General features: G+C 65.1%; 15 protein-coding genes. 12 read left to right on the top strand and 3 right to left on the bottom strand.

What is annotated here, in order from left to right; genetic code table 11:
• Positions 1-30: 30 nt before the first annotated feature.
• Positions 31-2,043, bottom strand: a complete 2,013-nt coding sequence (glyS, locus tag RSE14_RS02535) for a glycine--tRNA ligase subunit beta (protein ID WP_324076801.1) — start codon at positions 2,041-2,043, stop codon at positions 31-33.
• Positions 2,043-2,972 carry a glycine--tRNA ligase subunit alpha gene (locus RSE14_RS02530; protein ID WP_324075671.1) on the bottom strand — a complete coding sequence of 310 codons (930 nt, stop codon included), beginning with the start codon at positions 2,970-2,972 and terminating at the stop codon, positions 2,043-2,045. The genes glyS and RSE14_RS02530 overlap by 1 nt, the downstream gene beginning before the upstream one ends.
• 308 nt (positions 2,973-3,280) lie before the next feature.
• Between RSE14_RS02530 and RSE14_RS02525 the strand changes: the two genes are divergently transcribed.
• The 11 genes from RSE14_RS02525 (at position 3,281) to ychF (ending at position 11,088) form a co-directional block, all read left to right on the top strand.
• Positions 3,281-3,475: a helix-turn-helix transcriptional regulator gene (locus RSE14_RS02525; protein WP_324075670.1), complete on the top strand. Its 195-nt coding sequence runs from the start codon at positions 3,281-3,283 to the stop codon at positions 3,473-3,475.
• Between the two features lie 79 nt (positions 3,476-3,554).
• Positions 3,555-4,157, top strand: a complete 603-nt coding sequence (locus tag RSE14_RS02520; RefSeq protein WP_324075669.1) for a hypothetical protein — start codon at positions 3,555-3,557, stop codon at positions 4,155-4,157.
• 71 nt (positions 4,158-4,228) lie between these two features.
• Positions 4,229-5,143: a TraB/GumN family protein gene (locus tag RSE14_RS02515; RefSeq protein ID WP_324075668.1), complete on the top strand. Its 915-nt coding sequence runs from the start codon at positions 4,229-4,231 to the stop codon at positions 5,141-5,143.
• A complete protein-coding gene (locus RSE14_RS02510; RefSeq protein ID WP_324075667.1) occupies positions 5,143-6,057 on the top strand; it encodes a TraB/GumN family protein in 915 nt (304 codons plus the stop codon). The genes RSE14_RS02515 and RSE14_RS02510 overlap by 1 nt, the downstream gene beginning before the upstream one ends.
• Positions 6,058-6,186: 129 nt before the next feature.
• On the top strand, positions 6,187-6,786 hold the full coding sequence (locus RSE14_RS02505; RefSeq protein ID WP_324075666.1) for a 50S ribosomal protein L25/general stress protein Ctc: 600 nt from the start codon (positions 6,187-6,189) through the stop codon (positions 6,784-6,786).
• Between the two features lie 94 nt (positions 6,787-6,880).
• Positions 6,881-7,450 (top strand): aminoacyl-tRNA hydrolase, encoded by a 570-nt coding sequence (gene pth / locus RSE14_RS02500; RefSeq protein WP_324075665.1) that lies wholly within the window; start codon positions 6,881-6,883, stop codon positions 7,448-7,450.
• Between the two features lie 5 nt (positions 7,451-7,455).
• Positions 7,456-7,878 carry a DUF1330 domain-containing protein gene (locus tag RSE14_RS02495; RefSeq protein WP_324075664.1) on the top strand — a complete coding sequence of 141 codons (423 nt, stop codon included), beginning with the start codon at positions 7,456-7,458 and terminating at the stop codon, positions 7,876-7,878.
• A 2-nt stretch (positions 7,879-7,880) separates the two neighbouring features.
• On the top strand, positions 7,881-8,396 hold the full coding sequence (locus RSE14_RS02490; RefSeq protein ID WP_324075663.1) for a hypothetical protein: 516 nt from the start codon (positions 7,881-7,883) through the stop codon (positions 8,394-8,396).
• Positions 8,393-8,899: an AAA family ATPase gene (locus RSE14_RS02485; protein WP_324075662.1), complete on the top strand. Its 507-nt coding sequence runs from the start codon at positions 8,393-8,395 to the stop codon at positions 8,897-8,899. Before RSE14_RS02490 ends, RSE14_RS02485 begins: the two co-directional genes overlap by 4 nt.
• Before the next feature lie 24 nt (positions 8,900-8,923).
• The gene (locus tag RSE14_RS02480) at positions 8,924-9,919 is read left to right on the top strand and encodes an SDR family oxidoreductase (RefSeq protein ID WP_324075661.1); all 996 of its coding nucleotides are present in this window, start codon (positions 8,924-8,926) and stop codon (positions 9,917-9,919) included.
• 68 nt (positions 9,920-9,987) lie between these two features.
• Entirely contained in the window at positions 9,988-11,088 is a 1,101-nt protein-coding gene (ychF, locus tag RSE14_RS02475) for a redox-regulated ATPase YchF (protein ID WP_324075660.1), read from the top strand.
• A gap of 15 nt (positions 11,089-11,103) precedes the next feature.
• Here ychF and mutL read toward each other — a convergent pair whose 3' ends face one another.
• Complete coding sequence (mutL, locus tag RSE14_RS02470; RefSeq protein WP_324075659.1) at positions 11,104-12,960, bottom strand: DNA mismatch repair endonuclease MutL; 1,857 nt, start codon at positions 12,958-12,960, stop codon at positions 11,104-11,106.
• Between the two features lie 202 nt (positions 12,961-13,162).
• Here mutL and RSE14_RS02465 point away from each other — a divergent pair, with 202 nt between their 5' ends.
• The gene (locus RSE14_RS02465; protein WP_324075658.1) at positions 13,163-14,206 is read left to right on the top strand and encodes a rod shape-determining protein; all 1,044 of its coding nucleotides are present in this window, start codon (positions 13,163-13,165) and stop codon (positions 14,204-14,206) included.
• Positions 14,207-14,211: the final 5 nt, after the last annotated feature.

Genomic DNA, 14,211 nt, shown 5'->3' with positions numbered 1-14,211 from the left:
CCCGCTGGAATGGTGGAGAGGCGAGAAGGATCATCCTTCAATGCGGCTGAAATCGGCAACCCGGTGGACAGCATCGCGGAACGCGCCCAGCAGCGCGAGGCGCGCGGTGCGCTTGTACGGATCGGCATCGTTGACGGTGACGTCTTCAAAGAAGCGATCGATAGGCGCACGCAAGCTGGCGAGCGCAGCCATCGCATCGGCGAATTGCTCCGCATCCACAGCCGCCGCAGCACGCGGCGCGGCGTCCGCGAGCGCGGCGATCAACGCGGCCTCTGCCGGATCGGGCGTGTAGGCGATAGCTGCCAATTCGCCCTTCCCCTCGAAGCCTTCCTTCTTGAGGATATTGGCCGCGCGCTTGTAGCCCGCGAGGAGGTTGGTGCCGTCCTCGGTGGTGACGAAGGCTTGCAGCGCATGGACGCGGGCGAGCAAGCGGACGAGATCGTCCTCCCCGCCGAGCGCGAACACTGCGTCGATCAGGTCGTGGCGGACACCGGCTTCGCGCTGCTGGACCTTGAGGCGGTCAGCGAAGAAGTCGAGGAGTTCGCCCTCGGCAACACCCATCCGCAACCCGTTTTCGGTGATGATGCGGATAATGCCAAGCGCAGCACGGCGCAGCGCGAAGGGATCCTTCGAGCCGGTGGGCTTTTCGTCAATCGCGAAGAAGCTGCGCAGCGTATCCAGCTTGTCCGCTAGGCTCACAGCCACCGTCACCGGCGCGGTCGGCACGTCATCGCCCTGCCCGACCGGCTTGTAGTGATCGCGGATCGCCTCGGCGACCTCAGACGTCAAACCTTCCTTCGCGGCGTAGTAGCCGCCCATAAGGCCCTGCAATTCGGGGAACTCGCCGACCATTTCGGTGACGAGATCGGCCTTGCACAGGCGCGCGGCTTGTTCGGCCAGTGCGGGGTCGCCTGCGACAATCCCCTCCTCGCACAGCCAGCGCGCCAGCTTGGCCACGCGCTCGACCTTGTCGGCGACGGTGCCGAGCTTCTCGTGGAAGGTGATGCGCGCAAGCTTTTCGGCATGAACTGCGAGCGGCGTCTTCTGGTCCTGCTCCCAGAAGAAACGCGCGTCCGACAGCCGCGCCGCGAGCACCTTGCGGTTGCCGTCCACCACCACGGCGGGGTCGACCGGATCGATGTTCGCGGTGCAGACGAAGGCGTTGGCGAGCTTGCCCCCCGAATCCTTGGCGCTATCCTCGCACACGAAATACTTCTGGTTCACCCGCGCGGTAAGCTGGATGACTTCGGGCGGCACGTCGAGGAAGGTCTCGTCGAACCGGCCGAGCAGCGGCACGGGCCATTCAGTAAGGCCCGCGTTCTCGATCACCAGGCCTTCGTCGGCGACCAGCGTCAAGCCAGCCTCAGCCGCAGCCTTCGCCGCGCCTTCGCGGATGCGCTGGCAGCGTTCGGAGAAATGGACGATCACATGGGCGGCGCGCAGGGTTTCGACATAGGAGCCTGCGTCGGCGATCTCGACCGGGCCGGAATGGTGGAAGCGATGCCCCATGGTGGTGCGGCCGCTCGCAATCCCGTCAACCTCGCAAGGCACCACCGCGCCATCGAGCAGCGCGATGATCCCCGAAAGCGGGCGCACCCAGCGCAAGCTTTCGGTGGTGAGCGAAGCTGCGCCCCAGCGCATCGACTTGGGCCAGGGAAAGGCGTGGATGATCGCGGGGATGGTTTCGGCCAGCACCTCGGCAGTGTCGCGGCCCTGCTTCTCGACAACGGCGAAATAGACGCCGTCACGCTCGGTCAGCTGCTCAGCGGTGAGGCCGACCTTGCGCAGAAATCCCTCGAGTGCCTGCGGCGGCGCGCCAACCTTGGGGCCCTTTGTTTCCTCGCTCACAGCCGCGGTCGCCAGCGGCAGGTCCTTGGCAATCAGGGCCAGACGGCGCGGCGTGGCAAAGGCCTCAACCGACGCTGCCTTCAACCCGGCCTTGTCCAGCGCATCGGTGAACAGCCGCGCAAGGTCTTCCTTGGCCTTGGGCTGCATCCGGGCGGGGATTTCCTCGCAGCGCAATTCGAACAGGAAGTCGGCCATCAGACGAGACTCCACCCGGGATATTTCGCTTCCCATTCCGGCGTCATCTTGGCGGCATAGGCCTCGCAGGAGGAGCGCGCGAGGTCGCGCACGCGGCCCATGTAGCTGGCGCGTTCCTGCACCGAGATCACGCCGCGCGCCTGCAACAGGTTGAACAGGTGGCTGGCCTCGATCGCCTGTTCATAGGCGGCGATGGGCACGCCCGCTTCGAGCGAGCGCAGACACTCGGCCTCGGCCCGGCGGAAGCCTTCGAACAGGGTCTCGGTATCGGCGACCTCGAAGTTCCACTTCGACATCTGGCGCTCGTTCTCGAGGAACACGTCGCCGTAACTCACGCCCGCCGTGTTGAACGCGAGGTCATAGACGTTGTCGACGCCCTGGATGTACATCGCCAAGCGCTCAAGCCCGTAGGTCAGCTCGCCCGCGACGGGCTTGCAATCGAAGCCGCCCATCTGCTGGAAATAGGTGAACTGGGTGACTTCCATCCCATCACACCAGACCTCCCAGCCCAGCCCCCATGCGCCCAATGTCGGGCTTTCCCAATCGTCCTCGACGAAACGGATGTCGTGCGCCAGCGGATCGATCCCGATCGCGGCGAGGCTCTGGAGATAGAGCTCCTGAATGTCGGACGGCGAAGGCTTCAGGATCACCTGATACTGATAGTAATGCTGGAGCCGGTTGGGGTTCTCGCCATAGCGCCCGTCGGTTGGGCGGCGGCAGGGCTGGACGAAGGCCGCATTCCACGGCTCCGGCCCCAAGGCGCGCAGCGTGGTCGCGGTGTGAAACGTGCCCGCGCCCATACGCATGTCATAGGGCTGCAGGATGACGCAGCCATTGGCGCTCCAGAAATCATGGAGCGTCAGGATCATGTCCTGAAACGAGCGCGCAGGATCGCGCGGTGCAGGGGTAAAAGACAGGGCAGCACTCATGGCGGCTCGCCATGGCGGAACACCCCCTGAGCGTCAACGCCGCAGTGCAGCAAAGCGTGGATGTGCGAACCGATGGTCACGTTCTAGCGACAGAAAGTCAGGACTGCTTGACATGGTCAGCGAATCGCGACATATAGTCATGCATACCTGACATATGGTCAGGCGAACCTGATGGAGTGTCCTGATGAATACCCTTACCGAAACGATCAGCCTCAAGCGCTTGCACGCCCTCGCCCTGCTCGCCATGAGCGGCTATGCGATCGGCAGCATCCTCGCCAAGGTTGCCACAACGCTGGGAATGTGAGGCCGTGAAAAACCGCCTCAAGGTGCTGCGCGCCGAACGCGACTGGAGCCAGGCGGAACTGGCCGGACGACTCGATGTCTCGCGCCAGGCCGTCAACGCCATCGAAACCGGCAAGCACGATCCTTCCCTTCCTCTCGCCTTCCGCATTGCGCGTCTGTTCGACATGCGGATCGAGGAGATTTTCCATGACGAATATTGATCCCCCTCGCAGCGACTCCCAAGCGCCCGAAGGATTCCAGTTGCTCGGCTGCATAGTCTTGGCGTTTGGCGCTGGCATCGTGGTGCTTTTCCTTGCCGCAGCCATGGTTGGCTACGTCAGTGTGATGATCGAGAAGGGTGATCCGGCTGCGCGGGATTTCGCCATCATCGGTGCTCTCGCCCTCGCGATTGGCGCCGCTGCCTTTACGGCCCTGCGGCTGTGGCGGCGCATGACCCCTGATGAAATCCAAACCAAAGGCCCCGGCGAGGCGCGCACCCGCCAGCGCCAGCGCCGCCAGATGCTCTATTTCGGCGTTGCCGTCATGGTCGGCGGGATCATCGGGCTTGTCACCGGCGCCTTCGATCAGGGCGACGGAAGCCTGTTCAGCAACGACTGGGACAAGCTCTCCCTCGATCCGGCGGTGGCGATCCTGCTCGCGATACTGGTGCTGTTCGGCTTTGCGGTTCTGCCGCTCTGGGGCTTCCGGACGATCGACGAGATGAAGCGCGAGCATAACCTTATCGGCTTCGCCGGTGGCTGCGTCGCGGTGCTGGCAGGGTTCCCGATGTGGGCCGTGCTTCACGCTGGCGGGCTCGGTTCCGCGCCGAACCCCTTCGGAGTGTGGCTGCTCGGATTTGTCGGGATGATGGTCGCCTATCTCTACGCCTGGTGGCGGGCCTGACCGCGACCGCACGATTGCAATTCTTCTTAACTAGCCTGCTGTTTTCTCATACCCTCAAGAAAGGAACCACCATGAAACTTACCTCTCTCCTTGCTCTCACCGCTGCACCTCTGGCGCTGTTTGCCGCCAGCCCTGCGCTGGCCGATAATCACGCTACAACCGCCGCTGCCACCCCTGCCGCCAAGCCGGCTGGCCCCGCGCTGTGGAAGGTCGCCGACGAGGACACCACGATCTACCTGTTCGGCACGGTGCACGTGCTGCCCCAGGGCATCGACTGGTATGACACCACCATCGCCAAGGCGCTCGACAGCTCGGACATGATCGTCACCGAGATCAAGATGGACAAGGCCAGCGAGGCCGAGATGCAGCAGCTCACCATGAAGCTCGGCATGCTTCCGGGAGGCACCACCCTGCGCTCGCTGCTCACCCCGGAGCAGACTGCCGCCTATGAGGCCGGCCTTGCCAAGCTTGGCGCCCCGCCGGCTGCCTTCGATCCGCTCAAGCCGTGGCTCGCCGGCCTCACCCTCTCGCTGCTGCCGCTGATGCAGCAGGGTTACACCCCCGATAGCGGGGTCGAGAAGGTGCTGCTCGGCAAGGCCGGGACCAAGGGCCAGGGCGCGCTCGAGACTGCCGAATTCCAGCTCGGCATTTTCAACGGCATGTCGACCGAAGCGCAGGTCGCCTTCATGATGGAAGCGGTCGAGGGCATGGACGAGGTCAAGCCGACGCTCGATCGCATGGTCGCCGAATGGGCCGAGGGCGATGCCGAAGGCCTGGCTGCGGTGATGAACGAGGGCATGAGCGATCCGGCCGTGGCCGAAGCGCTGCTCTACAGCCGCAATGCCAACTGGGCCGAGTGGATCGACACCCGCCTCGACAAGCCGGGCACCATTTTCATCGCGGTCGGCGCAGGCCACCTTGCGGGCGCCAAGAGCGTGCAGGACTACCTCGCCGGCAAGGGCATTGCCGTGACCCGGGTCAAGTAATGACCCTTGCGATCCGGGCGATGATCGGACGTTGCTCTGCAGCGATCATCGTCCCGCTCCTTCTCCTTGCCCTCGCCGGATGCAGCAATGCCCCCGGCGAGGAGCAAGCGGCGCCTCCCCCCAACCCGCTGCTCTATGAAATCGCCAGCAGCGATGGCGCGGTGGAGGGCTGGATGCTCGGCACCATTCACGCCCTCCCCGATGGCACCGAGTGGCAGACGCCCGCGATCTCCAGGGTCGCGGGCGATGCCGATTTTCTGGTGGTCGAGATTGCCGCGCTTGACGATGGCGACAGGGTGGCGCGCACCTTTTCGGCGCTCGCCCGCACCCCCGGCCTTCCGCCGCTCGACGCCCGCCTTCCCGCCGATCTGCGCCCTCGCCTTGCTGCCATGCTGGAGCGCGGCGGCATGGATGCGGTCAGCTTTACCGATACCGAAACCTGGGCTGCGGCCCTGATGCTCGCACGGATCGATGCCGAAGGCGATCCTGCCAACGGGGTCGACCGCGCGCTGATCCGCAGCTTCCCGTCTGACAAAGTCCGCGAGCTAGAGGGTGCAGCCGGCCAGCTCGCGATCTTCGACACCCTTCCCGAAAGCGTCCAGCGCACCATGCTGGTAGCGGTCGTCGGCGATGCCGAAGCGGCCAAGACCCGCGCTCTCCAACTGCGCAAGGCATGGCTGACGGGTGACGAGACCACCCTACTGGCCGCCGGGACGACCGGGATCATGACCGATCCGGCTCTGCGCGAGGCGCTGCTTGTGGCGCGCAACCGGCGCTGGGATGCCAGCATTGCCGCCATGCTGGCGCAGCAACCAAAGCCGTTGGTGGCGGTCGGCACGGCGCATCTGATCGGCCCGGACGGCCTTGCCGCCAGCTTGCGCGCGCGCGGATACCGTGTCACGCGCATCCCCTGACCCGGCCCAATCGGCTTGCCTTTTCGCCTTTCCCTCTCTAAGGGCCCGCGCTTCGGCGCTTCCGGTCATCCCTGGAGGCGGTCGCGCCGTGATGACTGAACTTCAAACACGCATTCGAAAGGCAAATGTATGAGCGAGACTCTTACCCTGCCGGCTGAAGCGCGCGAACGGGCTGGCAAGGGAGCCTCCCGTGCAATTCGCCGCGATGGTCGGACCCCTGCTGTCATTTATGGCGGCAAGGAAGAACCCACCCTGATCCACGTCGAGCAGAAGGAACTGGTGCGCCAGCTTGGCACCGGCCACTTCATGAACTCGATCGTCAACATCGAGATCGGTGGCAAGACCATTCGCACTCTGCCCAAGGATGTTGCGTTCCACCCGGTGACCGACCGCCCGCTTCACGTCGACTTCCTGCGCCTGACCGGCGACAGCAAGGTCGAAGTGTCCGTGCCGGTGGTGTTCGTCAACGAAGACGCCTCGCCGGGCCTCAAGAAGGGCGGCGTGCTCAACATCGTGCGCCACGAGCTTGATCTGCTGTGCCCCAACGCCGACATCCCTGAAGAAATCCAGATCGATGTGACCGGCCGCGAAATCGGCGATTCGATCCACATCAGCAGCGTGACCCTGCCCAAGGGCGTGTCGAGCGTGATCACCGACCGCGATTTCACCATCGCCACCGTGATCGCCCCGTCGGGCCTCAAGAGCAGCGAAGGCGAAGCCGCCGCTTAAGCGACGCGATGCCATTCATGGCTTATCGACGCCGGGCTTCCTTTACGGGAAGTCCGGCGTTTCGTTTTATGCGGGAGGCAAGTAGGAGCACATCATGCAGATCTGGGTCGGCCTCGGAAATCCCGGACCGCGCTATGCGCTCCACCGGCACAATGTCGGCTTCATGGCGGTGGACGTCATTGCCGAGATGCATGCTTTCGGCCCCGTGCAAAAGAAGTTCTCCAGCTGGGCGCAGGAGGGGCGGATCGGCACAAGCAAGGTGCTGCTGCTGAAGCCTGCGACCTTCATGAACGAAAGCGGCCGGGCGGTGGGCGAGGCGCTGCGCTTCTACAAGCTTGGCACGGACGCGCTCACCGTGTTCCACGACGAGCTTGATCTTGCCCCCTTCAAGGTCAAGGTGAAGCAGGGCGGCGGACATGCGGGCCACAATGGCCTGCGCTCCATCGACCAGCATTGCGGACCCGAATTCCGCCGCATCCGGCTCGGCATCGGCCACCCGGGGCACAAGGACAGGGTCACCGGCCATGTGCTCGGCAACTTTGCGAAGGACGAACAGGACGATCTCGTCGCCATGCTCGGCGCGATCGGTTCGGAGGCGGAGTGGCTCGCCAAGGGTGATGACGTGCGCTTCATGAATGATGTGGCGCTGAGGATGCAGGACTGATCCCCATGATTAAAGCGCGCGCCTATCTCGACGTCAGCTCGCAGCAGGGCGCCGCGTTCTTCGGATCGCCGGATAGAGGCCCGGTGCTGATGCTCAACTTGCTCCGGTTCCGCGAGCGGGCCGACTATTCCCATGCGCCCGAACTCGAACCCGCCGGAGGCACGACCGGGCGGGAAGCCTATGCCCGCTACATGCGCGAGATGTTGCCCCTGCTGGAAGCGAGCGGCGGCGCAGTGCTGTTTTCGGGAACGTGCGCGCCGTTCCTGATTGGTCCGCAAGACGAGAACTGGGATCACGTGCTTCTGGTTCGGCAGGCGAGCAAGGCAGCGTTTCTTGCCTTTGCCAGCGATCCCGAAAGCCAGCGCATCACCGCCCACCGCACGGCTGCAATTAGCGATTCCCGGTTGCTGCCGATCCTTGAGGACTGACCATGTCCGGCAGCGTCATCACCATCCGGCGGCGCTGGTGGGCGCATTGCATGATGCTTATCCCGATCGGCGTGTTTCCGGTGCTTTGTGCCGTCATGGCCATGGCCGCCGTTGATATCCTCGCCGAGCCGGGCGGATGGTGGAGAGCGCCCATCCTGTTGATCGGGTCGGGCGTGATGGGGCTGGCCTTCGTGATCGCACTCAATGCGCTGTTCACCTACCGGGTGGAGCTCGATGCGCGGGGGCTGAGAATCATCGGCAATCTCTACACCCATGACATCACCTGGGACGAGATCACGCAGATCACCAAGCGGCACAATTATCGCGCGCCCGGTTATCATGTCGGCATCGAAGTGGACGGCTCGAACCTGCCTGTCCGCCACTGGTGCAATTTATGGGTGAAGGGCTATCTCATCCACCCCGGCATGGAAAAGGGCGGCATCGCGCTGACCGCCTATTTGAAGCGCAAGCGGCGCGAATATCTGAAGCGTCAGCAGACGGAAACGAGCACCACATGAACCGCGTCATCATCATCGGCCCCTGCGGTTCGGGCAAAAGCACCCTAGCCCGCGAGCTTGCTCCGCGCATGGGCCTGCCGCTGATCCATATGGACCAGCTCGGCTGGCAGGCAGGCTGGGTCGAGACCGAAAAGGCCGAACTGCGCGCCCGTCTGGCCGAGGCGGTGGCGGGCGAGCGCTGGCTGATCGAGGGCAATTACGGAAGCGTCCTTCCCCCGCGGCTCGAACGGGCGGACACGGTGATCTATCTCGACTTCCCGATCCGCCTGTGCCTTGCGCGGCTGATCAAGCGGATCGTCACCCTGCGCGGCCAATCGCGGCCCGACGTGCCCGAAGGCTGCCCCGAGCGCTTCGACCTCGCCTTCTTCTGGTATGTGATGAACTGGAACACCGGTCCGCGCGTGCGCACCGAAGCGCATATCGCGCCCTATGCCGACAAGGTGATCCGCCTGCGCTCGCCGGATGCGCTTGCACAATGGCGCAAAGCCAATAACCTCGCCTGATATTCGCCAGCCAAGGATTGCCCCATGACCCTCGACCGCCGCACGCTGCTTGCCGGAGCCGCCGCCACCGCCTCGCTGGTCGCCGGCACCCGGGCGATGGCCGCTGACGAGGGAAGCAGTCCCGCGGTCAGCCTTGCCGGAAAGAGCGTGCTGATCACCGGCTGCTCCTCGGGCTTCGGGCGGCTCGCGGCGGAATTGCTGGCGCGGCAAGGCGCGCGCGTGTTTGCCTCAATGCGCGGGCTCCCGCGGCCCGAAGGCTTCGAGCTTGCCGAAATCGCGCGCATGGACCGGCTCGCCATCGCGATCATCGGGATCGACGTGTCCTCGGATGAAAGCTGCGCGCGCGGCGTCGAGATGGCGATGGAGATGAACGACGGCCCCATCGATGTGCTGGTCAACAATGCCGGCATCGGCATCACCTCCCCGATCGAGGTGCAGGACATGGAGGCCACCCGCCTGATGTTCGAGACCAATGTCTTCGGGCCCCACCGCATGGCGCGCGCGGTGCTGCCGGGGATGCGGCAGAAGGGCGCGGGCCAGATCATCCAGATATCCAGCCAGCTGGGGCGCGTTATCACGCCGTATTCAGGACATTATTCTGCCACCAAATTCGCATTGGAGGCGATGAGCGAACAGCTCGCCTATGAACTCGTGCCGCACAATATCGACGTCTCGATCATCGAGCCGGGCGGCTATCCGACGCGGGTGTGGGTCAACCGCAATGCCTATTCCGTCGCGCTCAAGGAACGGGCCGATGCGAAGTACACCGACGGCTACCCGCAGCAGGTGGCACAGATGGGCAAGGAGGACGGCTCGGGCCGCCGCAATGATCCGATGGATGTCGCCCACGCCATTTCCGGCCTGATCGCACAGGCCCCCGGCACGCGCCCACTGCGTCTGCCGGTCTCGCCCGGGAACAAGCCGCAGGTGCCGATCAACGAAGTGACCGCAAAGGTGCAGAGCGAATGGCTCGGCAATTCGCCCTATGGCCCGCTGATCCGTGCGGTGCATGATAGCTGACGCTCTGGCCATGGCGGCCAAGCGGCGCTAAGGGCCTGCCCTTTCCAGCTAGCCAAGGCACAATCATCATGGGTTTCCGTTGCGGGATCGTCGGCCTGCCGAATGTGGGCAAGTCCACTTTGTTCAATGCGCTCACCGAGACGCAGGCGGCGCAGGCGGCCAATTATCCCTTCTGCACCATTGAACCCAATGTCGGGCAGGTCGCCGTGCCGGACGAGCGCCTGCAGAAGATCGCCGCAATCGCCAAGAGCGCCAAGATCATCGAGACCCAGCTCGGCTTTGTCGACATTGCGGGCCTCGTGAAGGGCGCGAGCAAGGGCGAAGGGCTGGGCAACCAGTTCCTCGGCAATATCCGCGAGGTTGACGCGGTGGTTCATGTGCTGCGCTGCTTCGAGGATGACGACATCCAGCATGTCGCCAACAAGGTCGATCCCATTGCGGACGCCGAAGTGGTCGAGACCGAGCTGATGCTGTCCGATCTCGAAAGTCTCGAAAAGCGTGTGCCCGCGGCGGCCAAGCGCGGGGCAGCGGGCGACAAGGAAGCCAAGGCGATGGCGAGCGTGCTCGGACAGGCGCTTGAGCTGCTGCGCGACGGCAAGCCCGCGCGCCTCACTGTGCCAGCTGATGACGAGGAAGCCCGCCTGTTCAAGCAGGCCCAGCTGCTCACCGCCAAGCCCGTGCTTTACGTGTGCAATGTGGCGGAAGAAGACGCGGCAGAGGGCAACGAGCTCTCGGCCAAGGTCTTCGCCAAGGCGGCGGCCGAAGGCGCGCAGGCCGTGGTCGTTTCGGCTGCGATCGAGGCCGAACTGGTCGCCATGCCGGTGGAAGACCGGGCTGAATTCCTCGAAGCCCTCGGTCTCACCGAAAGCGGTCTCGCCCGCGTGATCCGCGCCGGATACAAGCTGCTAGGCCTCAAGACCTTCTTCACCTGCGGCCCCAAGGAAGCCCGCGCCTGGACCTTCCCCGATGGCGCCAAGGCCCCGCAGGCAGCCGGCGAAATCCACTCAGACTTCGAACGCGGCTTCATCCGCGCCGAGACCATCGCCTACGAGGACTACATCGCCCTCGGCGGCGAAGCGGGCGCGAAGGAAGCGGGCAAGCTGCGGCAGGAAGGCAAGGAATATGTCGTGCAGGACGGCGACGTGCTGCTCTTCAAGTTCAACGTTTGAGGGTGCGGCGGTGGCTCAATGCCGCCCGAACAGCTTCTCGACGTCTTCCATGCTGAGCTTCACCCAAGTCGGGCGGCCATGATTGCACTGGCCTGAGCGCGGGGTGGCTTCCATCTCGCGCAGCAGGGCGTTCATCTCCGCTACGCTGAGCGTGCGCCCTGCCCGCACCGATCCGTGGCAGGCCATGGTCGCGAGCACGAGTTCTAGGCGCTCGGCGAGCAGCAACGCGCCGCTGTCCTCCTGCTTGCCATGCTTGGCGATATCGTCGGCAAGGTCGCGTAGCAGCGCGGTGCTATCAGCCTTGGGAAGGGCGGCAGGGAGCGCTCGGACCAGCATGGCGCTTGGCCCGAAGCGTTCGATCACGAGGCCGTAGCGCGCGAGGCCTTCCGCCGCGTCCTCCAAGCGGTCGCAATCGACCTCGTCCAGCTCGACCACATCGGGGACCAGCAAGGCCTGACTGCGCCGTACATCGTCGGCGGCACCGGCGGCGCGAAGGCGTTCGAGCACGAGGCGTTCATGCGCGGCGTGCTGGTCGACCAGCACCAGCCCGTCCGGCGCTTCCGCGACGATATAGGTGTTCGCCACTTGCCCGCGCGCGATGCCGAGGGGGTAACTCTGTGCCTCAGCTGGAACAGGCGCGGCTTCTTCGGCGCGGCCCTGTGGCTGGGCCAACGGCGCGGTCCATGCAGGGCGCGCTTCGCCGAGGCGCGGTTGCGGCGCGGTCCAGTCTCGTCCGGAGAAGATGCTTTCCAACAGCGGCGATGCAGAAGCGGGAGCGGTAGTAACCGGCTCTGCCTGCCACCGCGCCATTGCGCCCCTGTCGGGTGTCTGCGCAGAGCGCCGGTCGCCCGTCGCCAGCGCCTGCCGCAGCCCCGAGACGATGAACCCGCGCACCCCGGCGCTGTCGCGGAACCGCACTTCGGTCTTGGCCGGGTGGACGTTCACATCGACATCCTGCGGCGGCAGATCGAGGAACAGCGCCAGCACCGCGTGGCGATCACGCGCCAGCATGTCGGCATAGGCCCCGCGCACTGCGCCCACCAGCAGGCGGTCCTTCACCGGGCGGCCATTGACGAAGAGGTACTGGTGATCGGCCACGCCGCGGTTCCAGGTCGGCAGGCCCGCCACGCCGGTCAGCCGCATCACCCCGTGCGGCGTTTCGCGCGCGAGTTCGATTGCGACCGAATTGTCCTTCAGCTCGTGCGCGATGATCCGCGCCACGCGGGTCGCCAACTCCTCACCGGCCTGAAGCGACAGCACCGTGCGCTTGGCCCCCTCGCCTGCCGTTTCCAGCGTGAAGCCCACATCAGGCCGCGCCATGGCAAGGCGGCGCACCACATCGAGGCAGGCGACATATTCGCTGCGGGCCGAGCGCAGGAACTTGCGGCGCGCGGGGACCTTGGCGAACAACTCCTCGACCCGCACGCGGGTGCCGGGCGGCAGCGCGGCGGGCTCGTCCGCCAGCAAGGCGCCATGATCCACCATGCGGCGCCAGCCTTCCTGTGCGCCAGCCTCGCGGCTCTCGATGGTCAACCGTGCGACGCTGGCGATGCTGGGCAGCGCCTCGCCGCGAAAGCCCAGGGTGGTCACCAGTTCGATCGCGCCATCCGGGCCGATCAGCGAATCGGGCAGCTTGGAAGTCGCGTGCCGTTCCAGCGCCAGCGCCATGCCTTCAGGGCCCATGCCGCAGCCGTCATCGACCACTTCGATCCGGGCGAGACCGCCATCGGCCAGCACCACGCCGATTCGCCGCGCACCGGCGTCAATCGCGTTCTCGACGAGCTCTTTCAGCGCGGCAGCCGGGCGTTCGACCACCTCGCCCGCAGCAATGCGGTTCACCAGAGCGGACGGGAGGCGGCGGATTTCGGGCATTTGTCGCACGCTAGCCGTCGGCGGTCGCAAAAACGAGGGTGAAGGCCCAGAAATCACCAAGGACAGCCACAATTATTTTGGCCTTTTGGCTGCGGATTCGCTAGGCGGGGCGCTTGATGTCACAACCGGGTCGAAAACCCCTGCAGCCATCCCCATCTATGGCCTGCAGTCCTGCCCCGCCACCATTGGAACACCAACCGACATGAGCTTCCTGTCCAATCTCTTCAAGTTCGGCTCGCAGAACATGGCGATCGATCTCGGGACCGCCAACACCCTCGTCTATGTGCAGGATCAGGGGATCGTGCTGAACGAGCCGTCGGTGGTCGCGATCGAGACGATCAACGGGATCAAGCGCGTGAAGGCCGTGGGCGATGATGCCAAGATGATGATGGGCAAGACCCCCGACAGCATCGAGGCGATCCGCCCGCTGCGCGACGGCGTGATTGCCGACATCGAAATCGCCGAAGAGATGATCAAGCACTTCATCCGCAAGGTCCACGGGAAGCGCAACCTGTTCCGCTATCCCGAAATCGTGATCTGCGTGCCCTCGGGCTCGACCTCGGTCGAAAAGCGCGCGATCCGCGATGCGGCCTCCAATGCGGGCGCATCCGAAGTGCACCTGATCCTCGAGCCTATGGCTGCGGCCATCGGCGCCGACATGCCGGTGACCGAGCCGGTCGGCTCGATGGTGGTCGATATTGGCGGAGGCACCACCGAAGTCGCCGTGCTCTCCTTGCGCGGCCTTGCTTACACCACCTCGGTTCGCACCGGGGGTGACAAGATGGACGAGGCCATCGTCAGCTATGTGCGCCGTCACCACAACCTGCTGATCGGCGATGCCACGGCGGAGCGGATCAAGAAGGATTACGGCATCGCCATGATCCCCGAGGACGGGATCGGCGAGACGATCACGCTCAAGGGCCGCGATCTCGTCAACGGCGTGCCCAAGGAAATCACCATCAACCAGGCGCATGTTGCCGAGGCGCTCAGCGAACCGATCGGCGCGATCGTCGAAGGCGTGCGCATCGCGCTGGAAAACACCGCGCCGGAACTGGCTGCCGACATCGTCGACCAGGGCATTGTGCTGACCGGCGGCGGCGCGCTGATCCGCCGTCTGGACGAGCACCTGCGCGAGGAGACCGGCCTGCCGGTTTCGGTCGCCGAGGATCCGCTCACCTGTGTCGCCATCGGCACCGGCCGGGCGATGGAGGATCCGGTCTACCGCGGCGTGCTGATGACGGCGTAAGCCCC

The organism is Erythrobacter sp. (assembly GCF_035194505.1).
GTDB lineage: Bacteria > Pseudomonadota > Alphaproteobacteria > Sphingomonadales > Sphingomonadaceae > Erythrobacter.
This window is presented reverse-complemented; position numbering and strand designations above follow the sequence as displayed.

What these genes read in the sequence shown, in the direction of transcription:
- glyS (WP_324076801.1), bottom strand. Translation starts at nt 2,043, where the DNA reads ATGGCCGACTTCCTGTTCGAATTGCGCTGCGAGGAAATCCCCGCCCGG.
- RSE14_RS02530 (WP_324075671.1), bottom strand. Translation starts at nt 2,972, where the DNA reads ATGAGTGCTGCCCTGTCTTTTACCCCTGCACCGCGCGATCCTGCGCGC.
- RSE14_RS02515 (WP_324075668.1), top strand. Translation starts at nt 4,229, where the DNA reads ATGAAACTTACCTCTCTCCTTGCTCTCACCGCTGCACCTCTGGCGCTG.
- RSE14_RS02510 (WP_324075667.1), top strand. Translation starts at nt 5,143, where the DNA reads ATGACCCTTGCGATCCGGGCGATGATCGGACGTTGCTCTGCAGCGATC.
- RSE14_RS02505 (WP_324075666.1), top strand. Translation starts at nt 6,187, where the DNA reads ATGAGCGAGACTCTTACCCTGCCGGCTGAAGCGCGCGAACGGGCTGGC.
- pth (WP_324075665.1), top strand. Translation starts at nt 6,881, where the DNA reads ATGCAGATCTGGGTCGGCCTCGGAAATCCCGGACCGCGCTATGCGCTC.
- RSE14_RS02495 (WP_324075664.1), top strand. Translation starts at nt 7,456, where the DNA reads ATGATTAAAGCGCGCGCCTATCTCGACGTCAGCTCGCAGCAGGGCGCC.
- RSE14_RS02490 (WP_324075663.1), top strand. Translation starts at nt 7,881, where the DNA reads ATGTCCGGCAGCGTCATCACCATCCGGCGGCGCTGGTGGGCGCATTGC.
- RSE14_RS02485 (WP_324075662.1), top strand. Translation starts at nt 8,393, where the DNA reads ATGAACCGCGTCATCATCATCGGCCCCTGCGGTTCGGGCAAAAGCACC.
- RSE14_RS02480 (WP_324075661.1), top strand. Translation starts at nt 8,924, where the DNA reads ATGACCCTCGACCGCCGCACGCTGCTTGCCGGAGCCGCCGCCACCGCC.
- ychF (WP_324075660.1), top strand. Translation starts at nt 9,988, where the DNA reads ATGGGTTTCCGTTGCGGGATCGTCGGCCTGCCGAATGTGGGCAAGTCC.
- mutL (WP_324075659.1), bottom strand. Translation starts at nt 12,960, where the DNA reads ATGCCCGAAATCCGCCGCCTCCCGTCCGCTCTGGTGAACCGCATTGCT.
- RSE14_RS02465 (WP_324075658.1), top strand. Translation starts at nt 13,163, where the DNA reads ATGAGCTTCCTGTCCAATCTCTTCAAGTTCGGCTCGCAGAACATGGCG.